This is a genomic window from Pseudonocardia sp. Ae505_Ps2 (genome assembly GCF_001932425.1).
Classification (GTDB): domain Bacteria; phylum Actinomycetota; class Actinomycetes; order Mycobacteriales; family Pseudonocardiaceae; genus Pseudonocardia.
In genome coordinates, this window is sequence record NZ_MCIP01000001.1 from 2,237,102 (window position 1) to 2,253,925 (window position 16,824).

Genomic DNA, 16,824 nt, shown 5'->3' on the forward strand with positions numbered 1-16,824 from the left:
TCTCCTCGGGTCGAGAATGTCGGCTTCCATCGCACCTGCCCACGCGCCGGTGGCACAGTGGCACGAGGTCACCGCAGCACATGACGCCGTGTCACTACCGTTGCCGAGGAGCGTGCCGGACCGTTGACGACCATGAAGCTGCTGGACCTGATCCTCACCGCTCTGACCATCGTCTCCGTGACCGTCGTCGTCGCCTACTTCGGACTGGCCTACGACACCGGGCTGTTCACCGTGCTGCCGGAGTCGATCACCGGGTTCTTCCTGCGTAACGACGCCCTCCAGTGGGTGGCGGTGGTCGTGCTCGTCGTGGGGCTGGTGGGCAAGCTCCTGGTCGGGCGCATCCTGAAGCGCCGCCGCCTGGAGCCGACGCGGGCGTGAGCGACATCAGCACGGGGAGCCCCATGACCGAGCCCGAGACCGAGACCGGCGGGACCGGCCCTGCCGGTGTCGACCCGGCCGGGACCGACAGGGGCGCCGGTGCGGACGTGGGTACCGCGGCCGCCCGGGTGCGGCGGGCCGCGATGTTCACCGCGCTCGCCGCGATCGCTCCGCTGTGCGTCGTCGGTGTCGCGCTCACGGCCAGCACCCGGTTGGAAGGTCTCATCGTCGCCGTCGGGCTGGTCCTGGCCCTCGGCGTGCTCCGGGAGTGGAGCCTCGACGGCTACACGCGCACCGCCGTGTTCACCCTGGCCTTCACGGGTGTGAACTGGCTCGTCGCCGCCCTGACCGCCGCCAGCCCGATCACCTTCGTGCCCTTCGCCCTCATCGGGTCACTGCTGGCGTCCGGCCGCCGGCGACACCGGAAGCTGTGGGTCGGTGCGCTCGCCGTGGTCGTCGCGGCAGCGGGTGCCACGGCGCTCCTTCCCCGGCCGCCCACGGTGCCCCTCGTCGGCCAGTACGTGCTCCTGCCTCTGCTCGGCACGCTGTTCGTCGCCGGTGTCATCGTGGTCTGCGAGTACGGGTGGACCGTCGTTCGACGTCTGGAGCGGGCCCGGGAGACCGAGCGCGAGCTGGCGATCGCCCACGAGCGGATGCGCTTCGCAGGCGACCTGCACGACATCCACGGGCACTCGCTGCACGTCATCAAGCTCAAGGCCGCGTACGCGCAGACCCTCGTCCGCAGCGGTGACACCGCGGCGGCCGAGGCCGAGCTCGCCGAGATCCGTGGACTCGCCGCCGACGCCATCACGAGCACCCGCGAGCTCGCCCACGCACGCCACCAGCTCAACCTGCCCGCCGAGCTGGAGAACACCCGCCGCCTCGGCGAGGCCGCCGGCATCGCGGTCGAGATCCGGTACGACCCCGACGCCGACCGGGCCCACCCGCTCCTGGCGCAGGTGCTGCGCGAGGCCACGACCAACCTGCTCCGCCACGCCCACCCGCGCACCGTCGGCATCACCGCATCCAGCACTCGGATCGAGATCACCAACGACGGCCTCACCGCGGACGCGGACCCCGAACCCGAGCTGAGCGGGCTCGCCCGTCTGCGGGACCGTCTCGTCGCCGCCGGCGGCGACCTGCACGTGAGCACCACGCGGACGACGTTCTCCGTCGCCGCCCACCTCGACCGGTCCGCCGTCGGCGACCACCGCGACACGGGCCCGGGGACGGAGTCCCGATGACCGACCCGGCGATCGCCCGCATCGTTCTGGCCGACGACGAGAAGCTGCTGCGCAGCGCGATGGCGGCGCTGCTGCCCCTGGACGGGACGATCACGGTCGTCGCGCAGGCGGAGGACGGCGAGCAGGCGGTGCGCGAGACACTGGACCACCGTCCCGACGTTCTCGTCATCGATCTCGAGATGCCCGGTACCAACGGCCTCGACGCCGTCGCCCGCATCCGGGAGCACCACCCCGACCAGCCCGTCCTGATGCTCACCCGCCACGCCCGCCCGGGAGTCCTGCGCCGTGCGCTCAAGCTCGGGGTGCAGGGGTTCATGAGCAAGAGCGCCGACCCCGAGGACATCGTCCGGGTGATCCACGAACTCCGCGCCGGACGGCGCTGGATCGCCCACGAGGTCCTCGAGGCCTCCGTCATCGACGACTGCCCCCTCACCGACCGCGAGATCGAGGCACTGACCGAGACACGCGAGGGCTACTCCGTCGCGCACATCGCCCGCCGCCTCCACCTCGCCCAGGGGACCGTGCGCAACTATCTGTCCAGCGCGATGCAGAAGACCGGCACCCACACCCGCCACGACGCCGCCCGCCACGCCCATGAACACGGCTGGCTGTGACGGCCGAGGCCCTCGGCCCCGCTGTCGGGGCCGCGTCGGGCAGGCAGACGGTCTGCCGCTGACGGCTCGGTCAGCGAGTGCTCCTACGACCGTCGATCACGCCCCTCGCGGCTCGCGGAGCTCACGCTTGAGGATCTTGCCGGTGGGGTTGCGGGGCAGTGCGTCGATCAGTTCGACGATGGAGGGGCACTTGTAGTGCGCCAGCCTGTCGCGGCAGTAGGCGATGAGCTCGGCGGGATCCGGGGTGCTGCCCGGCTGCGCCACCACCACGGCCTTCACCGTCTCACCCCACTTCTCGTGCGGTGCGCCGATCACGGCGACCTCGGCCACCTGCGGGTGTGTGGCCAGCACCCGCTCGACCTCCGCGGGGTACACGTTCTCCCCGCCGGAGATGATCATGTCCTTGACGCGGTCCTCCAGGAACAGGTACCCGCTCTCGTCGACCCGCCCGGCATCGCCGGTCCGCAGCCAGCCGTCGACGAAGACGTCCGCGGTGGCGTCGGGCTTGTTCCAGTAACCGGCCATCGCCTGGTCCGACCGGACCCAGAACTCTCCGACCTGTCCGTCGTCGACGTCCTCGCCCGTCGCCGGGTCGACCACCCGGACGACGCTGCCCGGCAGCGGGCTGCCGGCCGAGGCGAGCAGGTGGGTGCGCTCGGGATCGCGGTGCTCATCCGGCCCGAGCACGCAGAACACCCCGGACAGCTCCGTCATCCCGTAGACCGAGTACAGGGGAGTGTCGAGCGTGGCGAGGGTCTTCTGCATGAGGGACGCCGGCATCGGCGACCCGCCGTAACCGAGGACCCTCAGCGAGGACAGGGCGGTCCGTGCCCGGTCCGGTTCGGCGAGGAGCATCCCGACCACCGCCGGGACGAAGAAGGCGTGGGTCGCGCGGCGCCGTTCGACGAGGTCGAGAATGGCGTCGGGGATCATCTCGCGTACGACGATCGTGCGGCTGCCCGTGTACATGCTGCCGAGCGCCCAGCTGGTGCCGCCGACGTGGAACAGCGGCATCGCGACGACGTTGACCGTGGACTCGTCCATGTCGTAGGCACGACCGACGGCCACGGTGTGGGCGGTCATGCTGCGCTGGGTGAGCAGGGCGCCCTTCGGCCAGCCGGTCGTCCCCGAGGTGTAGAGCTGCAGGAAGCAGTCGTCGTCGGTCGCGGGATGGCGGTCGGCGTCGGCGAGTGGCGTGGCCGCGGCGAGCCACTGCTCGTACTCGTCGGACTCGCCGCCGAGCACCACGACCGTGGCCAGACGCGGCAGCGTGTCGCGCAGGGCGGCCACCGTGTCGGCGAACTCGGCACCGACGACGGCGAGCACCGCACGCGAGTCGTCCACCACGTAGGCCAGCTCCTCGGGTGCGAGCCGGAAGTTGACGACCGCGTTCGCGGCACCGATCAGGGACGCCGCCAGGGTCAGCTCGAGACAGGCCGGGTGGTTCTTGTCGACCACAGCGATCCGGTCTCCGGGGGCGACCCCGGCCGAGCGCAGCGCGCCCGCGGCCCGGCGGACGCGCTCGTCGAGCTCCGACCACGTCCAGGAGCGGTCACCGAAGGCGAGTGCCTCCGTGTCCGGGGCCTTGGCGAGCCAGCGCTCGACGATGCCGTAGATGTGCGGCAGCTCCGCGGTCATGGGGCCTCCTCGGTGAGGTCAATCGGACGGACCGTACGTGCGGTCGATCTGGCGGTGGGGCAGTGCCACACGACGTCGGGAGCCGAGTCGGCGGCGGAAGGCGGGCACCGGCGCGCTCGTCGCCTGCCCGGATCGGGGCTCGCCGCCGGTCAGGCGGCCGGCCCGAGCATCACGGGCAGCTCGCGGTAGCCGTTGATGAAGTGGGAGCGGAACCGGGTGGGCTCACCGGCCACGCGCAGCTCGGGGAAGCGGGCGAACAGGCGCCCGAGCAGCACCCGCGCCTCCATCCGCGCGAGGCTGCTGCCCAGGCAGAAGTGGGCGCCCACTCCGAAGGCCAGGTGCTGGGTGGGGTTGCGGTCGATGTCGAAGCGCTCCGGGTTCGGGAAGACGGCCTCGTCCCGGTTGGCGGAGGCGTAGAAGATCACGACCTTGTCCCCGGCCGTGATCTCCTGCCCGCCGAGCCGGGCGTCGGCCACCGCCGTGCGCCGGAACTGGATCACCGGCGGATGGAAGCGCAGGATCTCCTCGATCGCCGGCTTGAGCAGGTCGGGCTCCGCGCGCAGCCGGGCCCACTGGTCGGGGTGCGCGTCGAGGGTGAGGACGGCCCCGGTGAGCAGGTTCCGGGTGGTCTCGTTGCCGGCGATCATCAGGAGCTGGAAGAAGCGCTGCAGCTCGTCGAGGGTGAGCCGCTCTCCGTCGACCTCGGCGTTGACGATCAGGCTCCACACGTCGTCGCCCGGATGCGCTCGCCGGATCTCCGTCTGCCTCTCGGCGTAGGCGAACATCTCCATGAACGCGGCGAGGAAGGCCGGCCGCCCGCCGTAGGCCGGGTCGTCCAGGCCGACCATCCGGTTGGTCCAGCTGTAGAGCAGGTGACGATCCTCGGCCGGCACGCCCAGCAGCTCGGCCAGGACGAACAGCGGCAACTCCGACGACACCTGCTCGACGAGGTCGATCTCGGTGTCGGGCGCCAGCCCGTCGACGATCTGCGCGGCGTAGCGGTCCATGGACTCGAACATCCCGTTGACCATTCTCGGGGTGAAGACCTTGCTGACGATCTTGCGCAGCTTCGAGTGGTCCGGCGGGTCGATGTTGAGCATCATCTGCTGCAGCGCAGCGAGATCGCGCGGGCGCTGATCGCGCAGGAACGTGGCGCCGGCGTGCGAGGAGTAGATCTCCGGGTGCCGGGAGACCTCGACGACGTCGGCGTGTCGGGTCACCGCCCAGAAGCCGGGACCGCCGTCGAAGCCCTCGTAGGCGGGCTCTTCGACCCACGCGACCGGTGCCTCGCGCCGGAGTCGGGCGAACTCCGGGTAGGGCAGCCCGGCGGCGTAGGTGTCGGGATGGCCGAGGTCGACATCCGCGGTCGGCACCGCTGTCTTCGTTGACGCCACGTGGTACTCCAGAGATTGACCGTCCGTACGGTCACTTTATGGTGCGACATCGGTGATCGGAAGGCAAGCTGTACCTCGTCGGCGGTTCAGGCGGTCGGTGAATCCCGGTCGGAGTTCGACGCCGGGTGTTCGCGGATCCGGGCCAGGGTGCTGCGCGCAGGTCTCAGGAGGCCTGTGCGGAATCCTCCGGCACGACCGCGTCGCGGACCGCCTCGCGCATGGATCGCGCGGCCGTTCCCTCGGCGGAGGCCAGGTCGGGCAGGGCGCTGCGGTCGACGAGCAGGCCCCCGAGCACCAGGTCCACCAGGGCCGTCCCGATCTCCTCCACCGACTTGCTGCCCTCCGGGGTGAACCAGGTCCAGGCCCACTGTGCGGACCCGAACATCAGCAGGGCGTCGACTCCGGCGTCCACCGGGCGGAACACCTGGGAGTCGACGCCCGCCTGGATCACCCCGCGCACCCGGGCGAGGTAGCGCTCTCGCAGCTCCCGGCCCTTCGCCATCGCCGGCTCGTCCGCGAGACGGGCGATCTCTCGCTGGAACGCGACCGTCGCTGTCCGGTCCTCCACCTGGTAGTAGACGAAGGCGTGCAGGATCGCCGCGAGTTGGGTCTCCGGCTGGTTCAGGCGCTTCAGGATGAGCTCCAGCTCGGCGATCCTGCGCTCCATGTAGGACTCGTGCAGGGCGGCGAGAATGCGTTCCTTGGTGCGGAAGTGGTGCACGATCGTGCCCTTCGACACCCCGATCTCGGCGGCCACGGTGCCGAAGTTCGTGCCGTCGTACCCGACCTCCGCGATGTGCCGCGTGAAGGCGTCGAGGATCTCCGCGTAGCGGCCTGCGCCTCGAGGCATGTGTCGCGTCTCCCGCCGTCATGTGTCGCCGTGCGCAGGGCGCGCTCGGGTCTCCCGAGCTTAACGGTACGAGCGGTCGGGTCGGGTTCGCCGACGTGTCCCGACGACGCGGGCTCGCTGCTCGTCATGCCGCGTGGTCGGTGCGAACCGTGCGCCCGTGCAGGGGCGCGCGGCGGGCGTCACGCGACGTCGCCGGACCGGGCGTCGATGCCGGTGAGCAGGGTGACGAGCTGCCCGATGGCGGTGTCGCGGTCCATCGGGTGCCGCAGCGGTACGTCCGGGTGCAGCCGGTAGCGGTTGCCCCGTCCCTGGCGCGTGCGCTCCAGGTAACCCGCCTCGACCAGGTCGGCCACGATGCGCTGCGCCGCCCGCTCGGTGATGCCCACCATGTCGGCCACGTCGCGCAGTCGCGCCTCCGGGTCCCGCACCACGCACAGCAGTACGTGGGCGTGGTTTGTCAGAAACGTCCACCCCTGCATGGCATCCACTGTACCGACCCCGAGGTAACGCTTGTCACGCTTCCCAATACGCGTTATCTGTGTCGTACTAACCATGTCGCGTATTAGAACACGTGTAAACGACAGCGTGCTTGGGAGGTGGGTGTCATGGGCGACGACGAGATGGCGCACCTGTGCGGGACCGTGCCGGGGGCGTCCGGTCGGGTGGCTGACGCCGAGACGGCGCGCTCGGATCGGGAAGGTGCGCGGGGATGACGGGGATGATGCTGCTCGCCGTCGTGGCCGTACCCGCCGTCGCGGCCGCGGCCGGGTCGTTCCGGTGGCTGCGGGGTCGGGCACCCGTGCTGGGCGCCGCAGCGGCGCTGGTGGCCACCGCACTGGCGGGAGTGCTGGCCGTGACGGTGATGGTCGGCGGGCCGGTCGACATGGTGCTGGCCGACCCCGACGGGCAGGCACGGGCCGGGCTGGTCGTCGACCACGTCGGCGCGGTCGTGCTGTTGCTGGTGTGCACGGTCAGCGCCGTGGTCCAGGCCTTCGCCCGCCGCTACCTGCACGGTGACCCGGCTGCGGCCCGCTTCGTCGTCGCGGCGGGGGCACTGACCGCTGCGACCGCGGCGATGGTGACCGCGGCGACCCTGGTCACCCTCGCGGTGGCGTGGACGCTGAGCGGGGCGATCCTGTGCCGGCTGGTGGGCATGTACCGCCCGGCGCCCTCGGCCGTCGAGGCCACCCGCCGCACCGCACGCGCGTTCCTCGTGGGGGACGTCGTGCTGTGGCTCGGGGTCGGTCTCGCGGTCCTGTCGTGGGGGGATCTCGATCTGCGTCACCAGGACGACGCCGCCGTCGGCGGCGTGGTGGGCACGGTGGTGGCCTGTTCGCTGGTGATCGCCGCGGCCGTGCGGTGCGCGCAGATGCCCTGGCACCGCTGGCTGCCCGCGACCCTGGCGGCGCCGACCCCGGTGTCGGCGATGCTGCACGCCGGTGTGGTCAACGCCGGCGGGGTGCTGCTGGTGAAGCTGTCGCCGATCGTCGGCGCGTCGCCGGTCGCGACGCACCTGGCGTTCGCCTTCGGAGCCGTCAGCGTCGTGGCCGCCACCACGATCATGCTCGCTCGCCCCGACATCAAGGGTGCGCTGGTGCACTCCACGATCGGCCAGATGGGGTTCATGCTCGTCACCTGCGGGCTCGGCCTCTACGCCGCGACGGTGGTGCACCTGGTGGCACACGGGCTGTTCAAGGCGGCACTGTTCCTCGGCTCGGGGACCGCGGTGCAGCGCCATGTGACCCACACCCTGGCTCCACCCGCGCCTCGGCTGACTCGTGCGCGGACGGTGCAGGTCGCAGTGGTCGCCGGGGCCGTCGCCGTCGCGGCGGTGGGGGTCGCGGCCTGGTTGCTCCCGCTGCATGCCGGCAGCGCGGCGTTGCTGGTCTTCGCCGCGGTCACCGCCGCGCGGCTGGCGTGGGGCTGGCTGCGTCGTCACCCGACCCCCGGTGCCCTGGTCGCGGCCATGATCGTGGTGCCGGGTGCGGCCGTGGCATACCTGGCCGTGGTGGACGCGGTCACCGTGATCCTCGCGCCGAGCCTGCCCGCGATGGAGCCCGCCGCGGTGTCGGCCTGGGCCCTGGTGGCCGTGCTCGCCGTGCTGGTGACGGCGGCGCTGCTGTTCCAGCTGGCGCCCGCGATCGGTCTCGGCCCCTGGCGCGATCGCCTGTACGTGGCGGCGCTGTCCGCCGGCCAGCAGCGCACGCCGACCACCGCCCCGACGCACCTGCCGCGGCCGGTACCGGTCCCACGACCGGCGCCTCGGCCGGAAGGGGCGCGGGCATGACCCGCCGTTCACCGGCCGCTGGGCGCAGACGGCGCTTCCGGTTCCCCACGCCCGCACAGATCGCCGACGGTCCCGTCGTGCTCGCTCAGAAGGGTTCGCAGCCATGACCACCAGCCCCGCCACCGATCTGGACCTCGATGCGGTGACCGACGTCGTCACGCGGGCGGAAGCAGTGCGTGCCGAGATCGCCGACGCGGCCGCGTTCCTGGCCTCGACCTGGCCATTGGCCGACTTCATCGCCGTCAACCCGTTGTTCGGCCTGCTGGACCGCCCGTTCACCGAGGCGGCCACCCACGCCGGGGACCTGCTGGGCGCGCGAGCCACCCCGGACGAGACCTGGCTGCGGGCCGCGTGGCAGCGCGGCCGGATCACCGACGACGACCTGCGCGCTGCGCTGACCCGCCGCCACCCCGCGGTGCTGCGGCGGAGGCCGCTCACCCTCGGAGACCGTGTCCACGACCCGGTCGACCTGCTGCTGGCCGACCTGCAGCGGGGCATCGCCTGCCCCCCGCCGCACCGGCGGGCACGCACCGCCGCAGAGGCACTGGCCCCCGACCTCGCCGGTCTGCTCGACACCCACACGATCCAGTGGTGCTCGGCCTTCCTGGACGAGGGCCAGGCCACCTGGCGGATGCCGGGCCGTGACCGCGGCTTCTACCCCGCGTGGCGAGCACTGGCCGCCCATGACACGACCCTGCCCCGGCCGGTGCGGGAGCGGCTGCGGCACCTGCCCGAGCGCGCCGAGGAAGCGATCCTGGAGGCGCTGGCCGCGCTCGGTGTCCCGGACGACCGGAGGACCCACTACCTGCAGGCCCACCTGACCCGTCTCCCCGGCTTCGCCGCCCACGTCCGGTGGCGCGGGGAGCAGGCGGACGAGGGCATCGACCTCGTCGACTACCTCGCGCTGCGGTTGAGCGCCGAAGCCGCGATGCTCGCCAGCACCCATTCCCACGGCACCGCCTGGGCCCTGGCCCGCACCGACCGGTCCGAGGTCGGGCAGGCCACCGTCGATCCGCTCGGCCGGGCCCAGCACCTGCTGTCGGCGTTGGAGATCACGGGTACCGACGCCGCCCAGCGCACCGCGCTGGCGGAGCTCCTCGACGAGCTGCCGGTGCGTCAGCGGGCACTCGTCTGGCTGGACGCCTACGAGGACCACTACCGCAGCCGGCTGCTGCGCCTCCTCGACCGCCCCCTGCCCGAGCAGCCCGACGCCCGGCCGCAGGCGCAGGTGGTGTGCTGCATCGACCCTCGTTCCGAAGGGCTGCGCCGGCACCTGGAGACCCTCGGGAACTACCGGACCCTGGGCTTCGCCGGGTTCTTCGCCGTCGCCATGCGGTACCGCGACCTCGCCGGGGGCACCGCGCGGGCCCAGTGCCCCGGCCCGATCGCTCCCCGGCACACCGTCACCGAGCTTCCCTCTCCCGGCCGGCAGCGGGCGGCCGAACGGTCACTGGCCGGGCGGCGGGTCCTCGCCGCGGCCGAGAACTCCCTGCACGCCGCCAAGGACGACCTGGTGGCGCCGTTCGTGCTCGCCGAAGCCGCCGGGTGGCTGGCCGGACCACTGGCCGCGGCCAAGACCTTCGCCCCCGGTGCCGCCGGTGCCGCCCGCTCGTGGTGGGCCCGCCGCATCGCTCCCGCCCCGCAGACCGAGATCTCGGTCGCCGACGACCTCACCGTCGCCGAACGGGCCGCGACCGCCGAGACGATGCTGACGTTGATGGGCCTGACCGGCGGCTTCGCACGGCTGGTGGTGCTCTGCGGGCACGGTGCGCACACCGACAACAACCCGTACCAGGCGGCACTGGACTGCGGCGCCTGCGGCGGCCACCCCGGAGGCCCCAACGCCCGCACCGCCGCAGCCCTGCTGAACGATCCGCAGGTCCGCCTGCACCTGGCCGACCACGGCATCTCCGTCCCCGGTGACACCTGGTTCGTCGCGGCCGAGCACGACACCACCACCGACACCGTCCGCCTGCTCGACACCCACCTCCTGCCCGACACCCACCGCCCCGACGTCGACGCACTCACCGCCGACCTCCGCACGGCCGGTGCCTGGCTGGCCGCGGAACGGTGCGCCGTCCTGCCGGGAGCCCCGGTGCGCGCCCAGCCCCGGCGCGCGGCACGCCACACCCGTGCCAGGGCCCGGGACTGGGCCCAGGTCTTCCCGGAGTGGGGGCTCGCCGACAACGCCGCCTTCATGATCGCGCCCCGCGCTCGCACCCGCGGCGTCGATCTGCGGAGCCGGGTGTTCCTCCACGACTACGACGCCGACCTCGACCCGACCGGCTCCGTCCTGGAGACCATCCTCACCGCGCCGCTGGTCGTCGCGCACTGGATCAACAGCCAGTACTACTTCGCCGCCGTCGACCAGGACGCCTTCGGCGCGGGCAGCAAGGCCCTGCACAACGTCGTCGGCGGTGGCCTGGGGGTGATGTCCGGTCCCACCAGCGACCTCCGCGCCGGCTTGCCCTGGCAGTCCCTGACCGACGGACACCACGTCCGGCACGAGCCGCAACGTCTGCTCGCCCTCGTGCAGGCGCCGTTGTCCAGGCTGGACACCCTCATCGCCCGCCACACGGTGCTGCGCCAGATGTTCGGCAACGACTGGGTCGCCCTCGCCGCACAGGAGCACGCCGACGGCCCGTGGCACCGCTACACCCCCGGTGGGTGGCAGCCCTGGCATCCCGGTACCGACGCCCCGGCCGCGACGCCCCGCGCAGCCCACCCGTAGCCGCCGCGCCCGGGCTCCCTCGGGCCGCGCCGTCCGCGATGCCCGGCGCGGCCCGTCCCGGGGCTCGAGTGACCGAACGACATGAAGGAAGAGAGGGTCCGATGACCGCGCTTCTCCTGATCCCGAGCGTGGCCCATGCGGAGACCGCCGTCGAGCAGGCGAGTGAGTACTGGGTCCACCAGCGGCGCTACCGCGGTGACCCGGCCCGCAACGACGCCCTGCTCGGCATCTGGGTCCGCCGCGAGCTCGACGCCGACCTGCCGGCGCTGTGTCCCGGCGACGACTGCGGGACCGACACCGTCGAGGGCTCCTCGGCAGGGGATCCGTCCGTGGTGCCGGTGGGAATCCGCACGTCCTCCGCGGTGTCGGGGCTGTGGTCGATGTGCTGGCTGGACGGCCCCGCCCTGCGCGATGCGCACGACCCCCATCAGCGACGGCGCCGGATCCTCGATCTCCTGGTGCAGCCGGCCGCAGCCGTGTGCAGCACGCCGGGAGAGTTCTTCCCGGTCTTCGCACGGACCGACTCCCGGGAGTGCATCGACGCCCATCTCACCGAACTCGGCAGCCGCTATCCGTACCTGATCGCGTCGCAGTGGTACGTGGACGACCCGGAGCAGGGCATCAGCGCCCGATGAACCAGTGTGATGCGCTGCCACGACGAGCAGTCATCGGGCCGGCGGCCTGCCAGGAGCTGGTCAGGAGGGGTCTCGCCGATCGGCGAACGCCGTTTCGATCGTCTCCTTCATGAGTGCCACGGTGGTACGCATGGTGCTGGTGGCGTAGTCGACGACCGACGCGGGCGCGAACTCGGTGGTCCAGACGAGATGCACTCCCTCCTCGTCCTCGCGCACGGTCTGTGACCCCAGGTGGTGCGTCAGCGGCCCGCCCTCGGTCGCTCGGTAGGTGAGCCTTCGTGCGCCATCGTCGACCTCGACGATGCGCTCGGTGATCTTCATGTCATCGGCGAACGTCACCGTCCTGCTGTCCGGTTCCCTTTCCACGTGCAGAGCGAATCCCGGGAGGAGCCGGGTGTCCACTGCATAGACATCGCGCACGGCATCCCACGCGAACTCCGCGCTGGCATCGACGACGACATCGACCGTCACCGAACTCACGCCGGCTTCTTCGTAACGAACCTCCATGAGCAAGGTCATGGTGTTCCTCCTTCTCTCTTCTGATCGTCTGCTGCGGTGCGGGCCGTCACCGGCCCGGGTCGGTGCGGCTGGTGCTCCCCGGGGAACGTCAGGGCACCATCACGACCCGGCCGATTCGGCCGCGCTGCTCGGCGTAGCGGTGCGCGGCCGCAGCGTCGGCCAAGGGGAAGACGCGGTCGATCACGGCTTCCAGCTCGCCGTTCGCGATGCGGCGGACGAGGTCCGCCATGTACGCGTGGACCCGGGGCTCATGGAGAAGGGAGGCGAGCCCTACTCCGTGGAGCGTCGTGTTGCTGCGGATCAGGTTCACGACGTCGACCGTGCTCTCTTCGCGGGAAGCCGTGCCCAGCGGGACGATGTGCCCGCCGTGACGGGTGGCCTCGATCAGCTGCTGGAGCAGCGATCCCCCCACACAGTCGACGGCCAGGTCGACACCGCGACCGCCGGTCAGGGCCAGGACACGGTCACGGACGTTCTCGCCTCGGTAGTCGATTCCCTCGTCGAGGCCGTAACGACGCAGCTCCTCGAACCGCGCCGGGTTCGACGCGCTCCCGATCACGCGGGCACCCGCCGTCTTGGCGAGCTGCATCGCTGCCAGCCCGACCCCGCTGGCCGCCCCCTGCACCAGCACGGTGTCGCCGCTCGTGAGACGGCCGCGCTCGAACAGCGCCTCGTAGGCGGTCGAGAAGGTGACCGGCACCACGGCCGCCGCCTTCGGATCGACACCGTCCGGCAGTACCCAGCAGTGCTCGGGACGTACGACGCGCAGTTCGGCGTGGGAACCGGCCGGCAGTCCATGGGCCTGCCCGAAAGCGCAGACCTTCTGGCCGACCTCCAAGCCCGTGACCGCGGAGCCCACCGCCACGACCTCACCGGCACTGCTGTAACCGAGGACGAACCCGTCCGCCGGAGGGGGGACGAGGAGACGGCACATCAGGTCGCCGCCCTCGATGCTGATGGCCTCCGTCCTGACCAGAACCTCGTCGGTGCCGGGGACGGGGTCCGGCACGTCCTCGCAACTGAGCACTTCGGGGCCGCCGTTGCGGCGGTAGACAGCTGCCTTCACTCTTCAGGGCCTCTCTGGGGGTTGGGACGGCCGGCGGCAACGCCCTGCGGCGAATGCCGTGTCGGTCGACTACGGGTGGCCGTGGGCGCGCTCGGAGACGGGGGCCCATGCATCCCAGGTGGACAGGCGCGCGGCGTAGTGGCTGCGGACCTTGGGCAGGGCCGACTTGCCCAGAATCAGCCGGAGCGGGGGCTCGGCGGCATCGACCGCTGCCAGCACGGCCGGCGGCGTGGCGGCGGGGTCGCCGACGGCCGCGGGGTCGAAGTCCGCGTACAGGGCCTGGCGGGCCTCGTCGTAGGCGGGGTTCTCGGGTGACGCCTTGAGGGAGGTGGGGGACGAGAACTCGGTGGCATAGGGCCCGGGTTCGATGATGGTGACCTTGATGCCGAGGTGGGCGACTTCCTTCGACAGGGCCTCCATCATCCCTTCCAGCGCCCACTTGGAGGCGTTGTACAGACCGAGGGTCGCCTCACCCATCAGTCCGCCCTGGCTGGACACCGCCAGGACATGGCCGCCTCCCTGCGCGCGCAGGAAGGGAAGCGCCGCCTGCGTCACCCAGAGCGTCCCGAGCAGGTTGGTGTCGAGCAGCTCCCGCACATCGGCCTCCTGGACCTCCTCGAGGGCACCGCGGAGGCCGTGACCGGCGTTGTTGACGATCACGTCGAGTCGTCCGAAGTGGTCGTGGGCGGCGGCCACGGCGTCGAACACGGCGCCGCGCCGGGTGACGTCCAGCGGCAGGACCAGCAAGGAGCTGGGGTACGCCGCGGCCAGCGCCTCGAGCCTGCTGTCGTCGCGCGCGGTCGCGGCGACCTTGTCGCCCCGCTGTAGCGCGGCCTCTGCCCACAGCCGGCCGAAGCCGCGTGAGCAACCGGTGATGAACCAGACCTTCTCGGTCATGTGTGTCTCCTGTTCTTGTAGCGGGGTCCCGTCGGTGCCGGCCGCGTCGAACCCCTCCGGACCGGTGTTGGCGCTCATGCCGCCGCTCCTCCCAGGACGGACGGGGGGTTCGAGAGGGGCGAGGGCATGGCCGTTCCTCTCCACCGTCGACTAACAGTGTTAGTCGTTCTGCTCGTTAGACTAACACTGTTAACCGAAAGATGTGGAGGGGCATCCTCCCGGCGCTGCGGCGCCGGGCCATACGGCAGGAGCCCGGGCGGGCACATACGGTGCACACGGCGAGGAGGTGGCCATGGAGCAACAGGTCAGACGGGTGCCCAATGTGCGGGGCGAGGGGGAACGGCTACGGCAGGAGATCCTCGACGCGGCGACCCGCATCCTGGAGGAGACGGGACGCGAGGACGCGCTCTCCCTGCGAGGAGTGGCCCGCGAGGTCGGCATCTCAGCGCCCAGCGTCTATCTGCACTTCAAGGACAAGACCGAACTGGTCGCCACCGTGCTCGACGCCGCCTACTGGGCGCTGGCCGCAGCGATGGGCGAGGCGGGGAAAGCGGCCGCCGCGGCCGGCGCCGCCCCGTGGGAGCGGATAGGCGCCACCGCCGCCGCCTACCGCAGATTCGCCATCGACAAGCCCCGTCGGTACCGGCTGATGTTCAGCCTGGAATACGAACCCGAGCGTCAGTCCTCCGCCGACACCCCTCTCGGCACCGTGCTCCAGGCGTGGACCCACGCCGTGGACACCTATCTCGCGGCGATCGCGCCCGGCCGGCGATCGGAGGCGGAGACCATCGGCATCCACCTGTGGACCGCCTCGCACGGCCAACTGGTCCTCTGGCACACCCTGCCAGGTCACCACACCAGCAGCGAGGACATCCTGATCGAACTGGAACAGTCGTTGCTGCACCGGCTGCTGCCCATACCGGCCCCTCAGCCCTCGACCCCGACGCTCGACGCCGCACACAGCCGGCAAGGCAGTTGAGAACGCCGCACCGGACTGCGATGCGGTCCTCGTCACCCGGCGCTCCGGCGTCAGGTGTGATGGGGGAGGGGTACGAGCACGCCTTTCGCCAGCTGGGCGGTCCTCGCAGCGGTCGGAGGATCCCGGGGATGCCGCATCTCGGCGGCCCGGAGTCGGCTTCCGTGCGCAGCCATCAGGCTCGAACGGCAGCCCCGGGTGCTTCGGGCATGGCTACCGGCGTGCGGACGCATGCCACATCGGAACAGGGCTACGCGTCGTTGCTCGGCTTCGGGGGGACGTGGCGGTGCAGGAACTCCACCTGGTCTGCGACGACGGTGCTGAACAGGGGTTCGACGTAGGGGTCGAAATGGCCCCCGTCGTAGATGCGAACGGTCGAGTTCGGGATCCGGGCCGCTGCGCTCTCGGCGACTCGTCGGGGGGTGATCGTGTCCTGCGCGACGATCTGGACCAGGACCGGGCACTCGATGTTCCCGGCCCAGCGCCGGGGCGAGTAGAAGCCGATCTTCAGCGCGATGCGGGCTGCGACGGTGGCCGGGTAGTCGTCCTCGGTCAGCCCCGACTCGCGCAGGAGCGTGAGCATGCCGGGGCGGGCGTCGGGGGAGGTCATCATCGCCGTGTGGCCAGGAGGGCCGACACTGTCGATGAGGACGGGCTCACGACCCAGTCGAGCGGCAACCGCGTCACGGACGCCCGCTGCCGCTGCCCGGAGGGCGGCTCGGGGCTCTGCTGATCTCACCGCTGCCGGGCCGCTGACGTGCGGTACCTGGGCGATCACGGCAGCGAGCGGTTCTCCCCGGCCGGCGATGGTGATGACGTGGCCACCGGCGAACGAGGTCCCCCATGCCACGACGCGGTCGCGGTCGACTCCGTCGAGAGAACGGGCGAAGCGGAGAGCGGCGCGCCAGTCCTCGTGCTGCATGCCGATGTCGAGGAGCTGGCGTGGTTCGCCCCCGCTCTCGCCGAAGCCCCGGTAGTCGAAGACCACGACGACGTACCCGGCGGCGGCGAAGCGTTCGGCGTAGGCGTAGAGGCGCAGCGCGCGTGGTGAACCGAATCCGTGCGCCATGACGACGACGGGCGGTTCGTGGTCGGCGGTGGTCGGCCGGTAGACGCGGGCCGCGCACCGTGTGCCACCGGAGTCGAACCACTCGTCCGACGTTGTGAACGTGGCGCCGAACGGCTCAGTGAGGTGTTCTCAGTAGCGGGTTGATCATGTCGTGCGGTCGTACTCGGTGTGGAGTAGTACGAGCGCAGCTGCGGTGATCGCGCCGGTGCGCCAGGGACATAGCGTGACTCGCCGCAACGCGGCGAAGGTGGTCTTGAGCAGGGCGTTTCCGCGTTCGGCCAGAGCACGAAGGGCTGAGTGCAGGGTGTTGACGGTGCGCTGGTTGACCGTCTGCCCGCGGCCGGGGGCGAGTTTGATGGGCACGGTGAGCCGGTCGGCTTCGCCTTCGTAGCCGAGGTCGCCCAGCGCGGCGTGGGTGTCGTCGGTGAACGCGGCCAGGCCCTCGAGCAGCCCGGGGTGGGTACGGGCGCAGCGGGTGTCGTGCTCGCGGCCCGGCCGCACGTCGCTGGTCCATAGCGGCCATCCA

The 16,824-nt window shown here is 71.7% G+C and carries 15 protein-coding genes and 1 pseudogene; 7 read left to right on the forward strand and 9 right to left on the reverse strand.

Annotation, left to right across the window (positions count from 1 at the left end; all coding sequences use genetic code 11):
- Positions 1-132: 132 nt before the first annotated feature.
- From Ae505Ps2_RS10655 to Ae505Ps2_RS10665, 3 genes are read left to right on the forward strand one after another with little or no spacing between them, the layout of a single operon-like run.
- The gene (locus Ae505Ps2_RS10655) at positions 133-378 is read left to right on the forward strand and encodes a hypothetical protein (protein ID WP_020624227.1); all 246 of its coding nucleotides are present in this window, start codon (positions 133-135) and stop codon (positions 376-378) included.
- Positions 379-401: 23 nt separating this feature from the next.
- A complete protein-coding gene (locus Ae505Ps2_RS10660) occupies positions 402-1,622 on the forward strand; it encodes a histidine kinase (RefSeq protein WP_075553588.1) in 1,221 nt (406 codons plus the stop codon).
- A gap of 11 nt (positions 1,623-1,633) precedes the next feature.
- A complete protein-coding gene (locus Ae505Ps2_RS10665; protein WP_086002317.1) occupies positions 1,634-2,236 on the forward strand; it encodes a response regulator transcription factor in 603 nt (200 codons plus the stop codon).
- A 96-nt stretch (positions 2,237-2,332) separates the two neighbouring features.
- On the opposite strand, the gene Ae505Ps2_RS10670 is transcribed toward Ae505Ps2_RS10665, so the two are convergent.
- The 4 genes from Ae505Ps2_RS10670 to Ae505Ps2_RS10685 all read right to left on the reverse strand — a co-directional run bounded on the left by Ae505Ps2_RS10670 (position 2,333) and on the right by Ae505Ps2_RS10685 (position 6,597).
- Positions 2,333-3,874: a long-chain-fatty-acid--CoA ligase gene (locus Ae505Ps2_RS10670; protein WP_075332934.1), complete on the reverse strand. Its 1,542-nt coding sequence runs from the start codon at positions 3,872-3,874 to the stop codon at positions 2,333-2,335.
- 149 nt (positions 3,875-4,023) lie between these two features.
- Positions 4,024-5,247 carry a cytochrome P450 gene (locus tag Ae505Ps2_RS10675; RefSeq protein WP_249265249.1) on the reverse strand — a complete coding sequence of 408 codons (1,224 nt, stop codon included), beginning with the start codon at positions 5,245-5,247 and terminating at the stop codon, positions 4,024-4,026.
- Positions 5,248-5,431: 184 nt separating this feature from the next.
- On the reverse strand, positions 5,432-6,118 hold the full coding sequence (locus tag Ae505Ps2_RS10680) for a TetR/AcrR family transcriptional regulator (protein ID WP_020624222.1): 687 nt from the start codon (positions 6,116-6,118) through the stop codon (positions 5,432-5,434).
- A 179-nt stretch (positions 6,119-6,297) separates the two neighbouring features.
- Complete coding sequence (locus Ae505Ps2_RS10685; protein WP_043278660.1) at positions 6,298-6,597, reverse strand: winged helix-turn-helix domain-containing protein; 300 nt, start codon at positions 6,595-6,597, stop codon at positions 6,298-6,300.
- Positions 6,598-6,827: 230 nt separating this feature from the next.
- Here Ae505Ps2_RS10685 and Ae505Ps2_RS10690 point away from each other — a divergent pair, with 230 nt between their 5' ends.
- From Ae505Ps2_RS10690 to Ae505Ps2_RS10700, 3 genes are all read left to right on the forward strand, one after another.
- Positions 6,828-8,405, forward strand: coding sequence for a proton-conducting transporter membrane subunit (locus tag Ae505Ps2_RS10690; RefSeq protein ID WP_075308482.1), 1,578 nt, complete (start codon positions 6,828-6,830; stop codon positions 8,403-8,405).
- Between the two features lie 103 nt (positions 8,406-8,508).
- On the forward strand, positions 8,509-11,136 hold the full coding sequence (locus tag Ae505Ps2_RS10695) for a DUF2309 domain-containing protein (protein WP_075332937.1): 2,628 nt from the start codon (positions 8,509-8,511) through the stop codon (positions 11,134-11,136).
- Between the two features lie 101 nt (positions 11,137-11,237).
- A complete protein-coding gene (locus Ae505Ps2_RS10700; RefSeq protein ID WP_075308480.1) occupies positions 11,238-11,771 on the forward strand; it encodes a hypothetical protein in 534 nt (177 codons plus the stop codon).
- Between the two features lie 60 nt (positions 11,772-11,831).
- Here Ae505Ps2_RS10700 and Ae505Ps2_RS10705 read toward each other — a convergent pair whose 3' ends face one another.
- From Ae505Ps2_RS10705 to Ae505Ps2_RS10715, 3 genes are all read right to left on the reverse strand, one after another.
- Positions 11,832-12,290, reverse strand: a complete 459-nt coding sequence (locus tag Ae505Ps2_RS10705; RefSeq protein ID WP_075308479.1) for an SRPBCC family protein — start codon at positions 12,288-12,290, stop codon at positions 11,832-11,834.
- 88 nt (positions 12,291-12,378) lie between these two features.
- Complete coding sequence (locus Ae505Ps2_RS10710) at positions 12,379-13,356, reverse strand: zinc-binding dehydrogenase (RefSeq protein ID WP_075308478.1); 978 nt, start codon at positions 13,354-13,356, stop codon at positions 12,379-12,381.
- 69 nt (positions 13,357-13,425) lie between these two features.
- Complete coding sequence (locus Ae505Ps2_RS10715; protein WP_249265250.1) at positions 13,426-14,331, reverse strand: SDR family NAD(P)-dependent oxidoreductase; 906 nt, start codon at positions 14,329-14,331, stop codon at positions 13,426-13,428.
- Between the two features lie 214 nt (positions 14,332-14,545).
- Here Ae505Ps2_RS10715 and Ae505Ps2_RS10720 point away from each other — a divergent pair, with 214 nt between their 5' ends.
- Positions 14,546-15,232 carry a TetR/AcrR family transcriptional regulator gene (locus Ae505Ps2_RS10720; RefSeq protein WP_075312420.1) on the forward strand — a complete coding sequence of 229 codons (687 nt, stop codon included), beginning with the start codon at positions 14,546-14,548 and terminating at the stop codon, positions 15,230-15,232.
- 247 nt (positions 15,233-15,479) lie between these two features.
- Here Ae505Ps2_RS10720 and Ae505Ps2_RS10725 read toward each other — a convergent pair.
- Positions 15,480-16,358 (reverse strand): annotated as a pseudogene (locus tag Ae505Ps2_RS10725) (alpha/beta hydrolase); the annotation flags it as partial.
- An 84-nt stretch (positions 16,359-16,442) separates the two neighbouring features.
- Positions 16,443-16,824 (reverse strand): transposase family protein (locus Ae505Ps2_RS10730; protein WP_249265251.1); only part of this gene is annotated, 382 nt, incomplete at its 5' end.

What these genes read in the sequence shown, in the direction of transcription:
- Ae505Ps2_RS10655 (WP_020624227.1), top strand. Translation starts at nt 133, where the DNA reads ATGAAGCTGCTGGACCTGATCCTCACCGCTCTGACCATCGTCTCCGTG.
- Ae505Ps2_RS10660 (WP_075553588.1), top strand. Translation starts at nt 402, where the DNA reads ATGACCGAGCCCGAGACCGAGACCGGCGGGACCGGCCCTGCCGGTGTC.
- Ae505Ps2_RS10670 (WP_075332934.1), bottom strand. Translation starts at nt 3,874, where the DNA reads ATGACCGCGGAGCTGCCGCACATCTACGGCATCGTCGAGCGCTGGCTC.
- Ae505Ps2_RS10680 (WP_020624222.1), bottom strand. Translation starts at nt 6,118, where the DNA reads ATGCCTCGAGGCGCAGGCCGCTACGCGGAGATCCTCGACGCCTTCACG.
- Ae505Ps2_RS10685 (WP_043278660.1), bottom strand. Translation starts at nt 6,597, where the DNA reads ATGCAGGGGTGGACGTTTCTGACAAACCACGCCCACGTACTGCTGTGC.
- Ae505Ps2_RS10690 (WP_075308482.1), top strand. Translation starts at nt 6,828, where the DNA reads ATGACGGGGATGATGCTGCTCGCCGTCGTGGCCGTACCCGCCGTCGCG.
- Ae505Ps2_RS10695 (WP_075332937.1), top strand. Translation starts at nt 8,509, where the DNA reads ATGACCACCAGCCCCGCCACCGATCTGGACCTCGATGCGGTGACCGAC.
- Ae505Ps2_RS10700 (WP_075308480.1), top strand. Translation starts at nt 11,238, where the DNA reads ATGACCGCGCTTCTCCTGATCCCGAGCGTGGCCCATGCGGAGACCGCC.
- Ae505Ps2_RS10705 (WP_075308479.1), bottom strand. Translation starts at nt 12,290, where the DNA reads ATGACCTTGCTCATGGAGGTTCGTTACGAAGAAGCCGGCGTGAGTTCG.
- Ae505Ps2_RS10715 (WP_249265250.1), bottom strand. Translation starts at nt 14,331, where the DNA reads ATGAGCGCCAACACCGGTCCGGAGGGGTTCGACGCGGCCGGCACCGAC.
- Ae505Ps2_RS10720 (WP_075312420.1), top strand. Translation starts at nt 14,546, where the DNA reads ATGGAGCAACAGGTCAGACGGGTGCCCAATGTGCGGGGCGAGGGGGAA.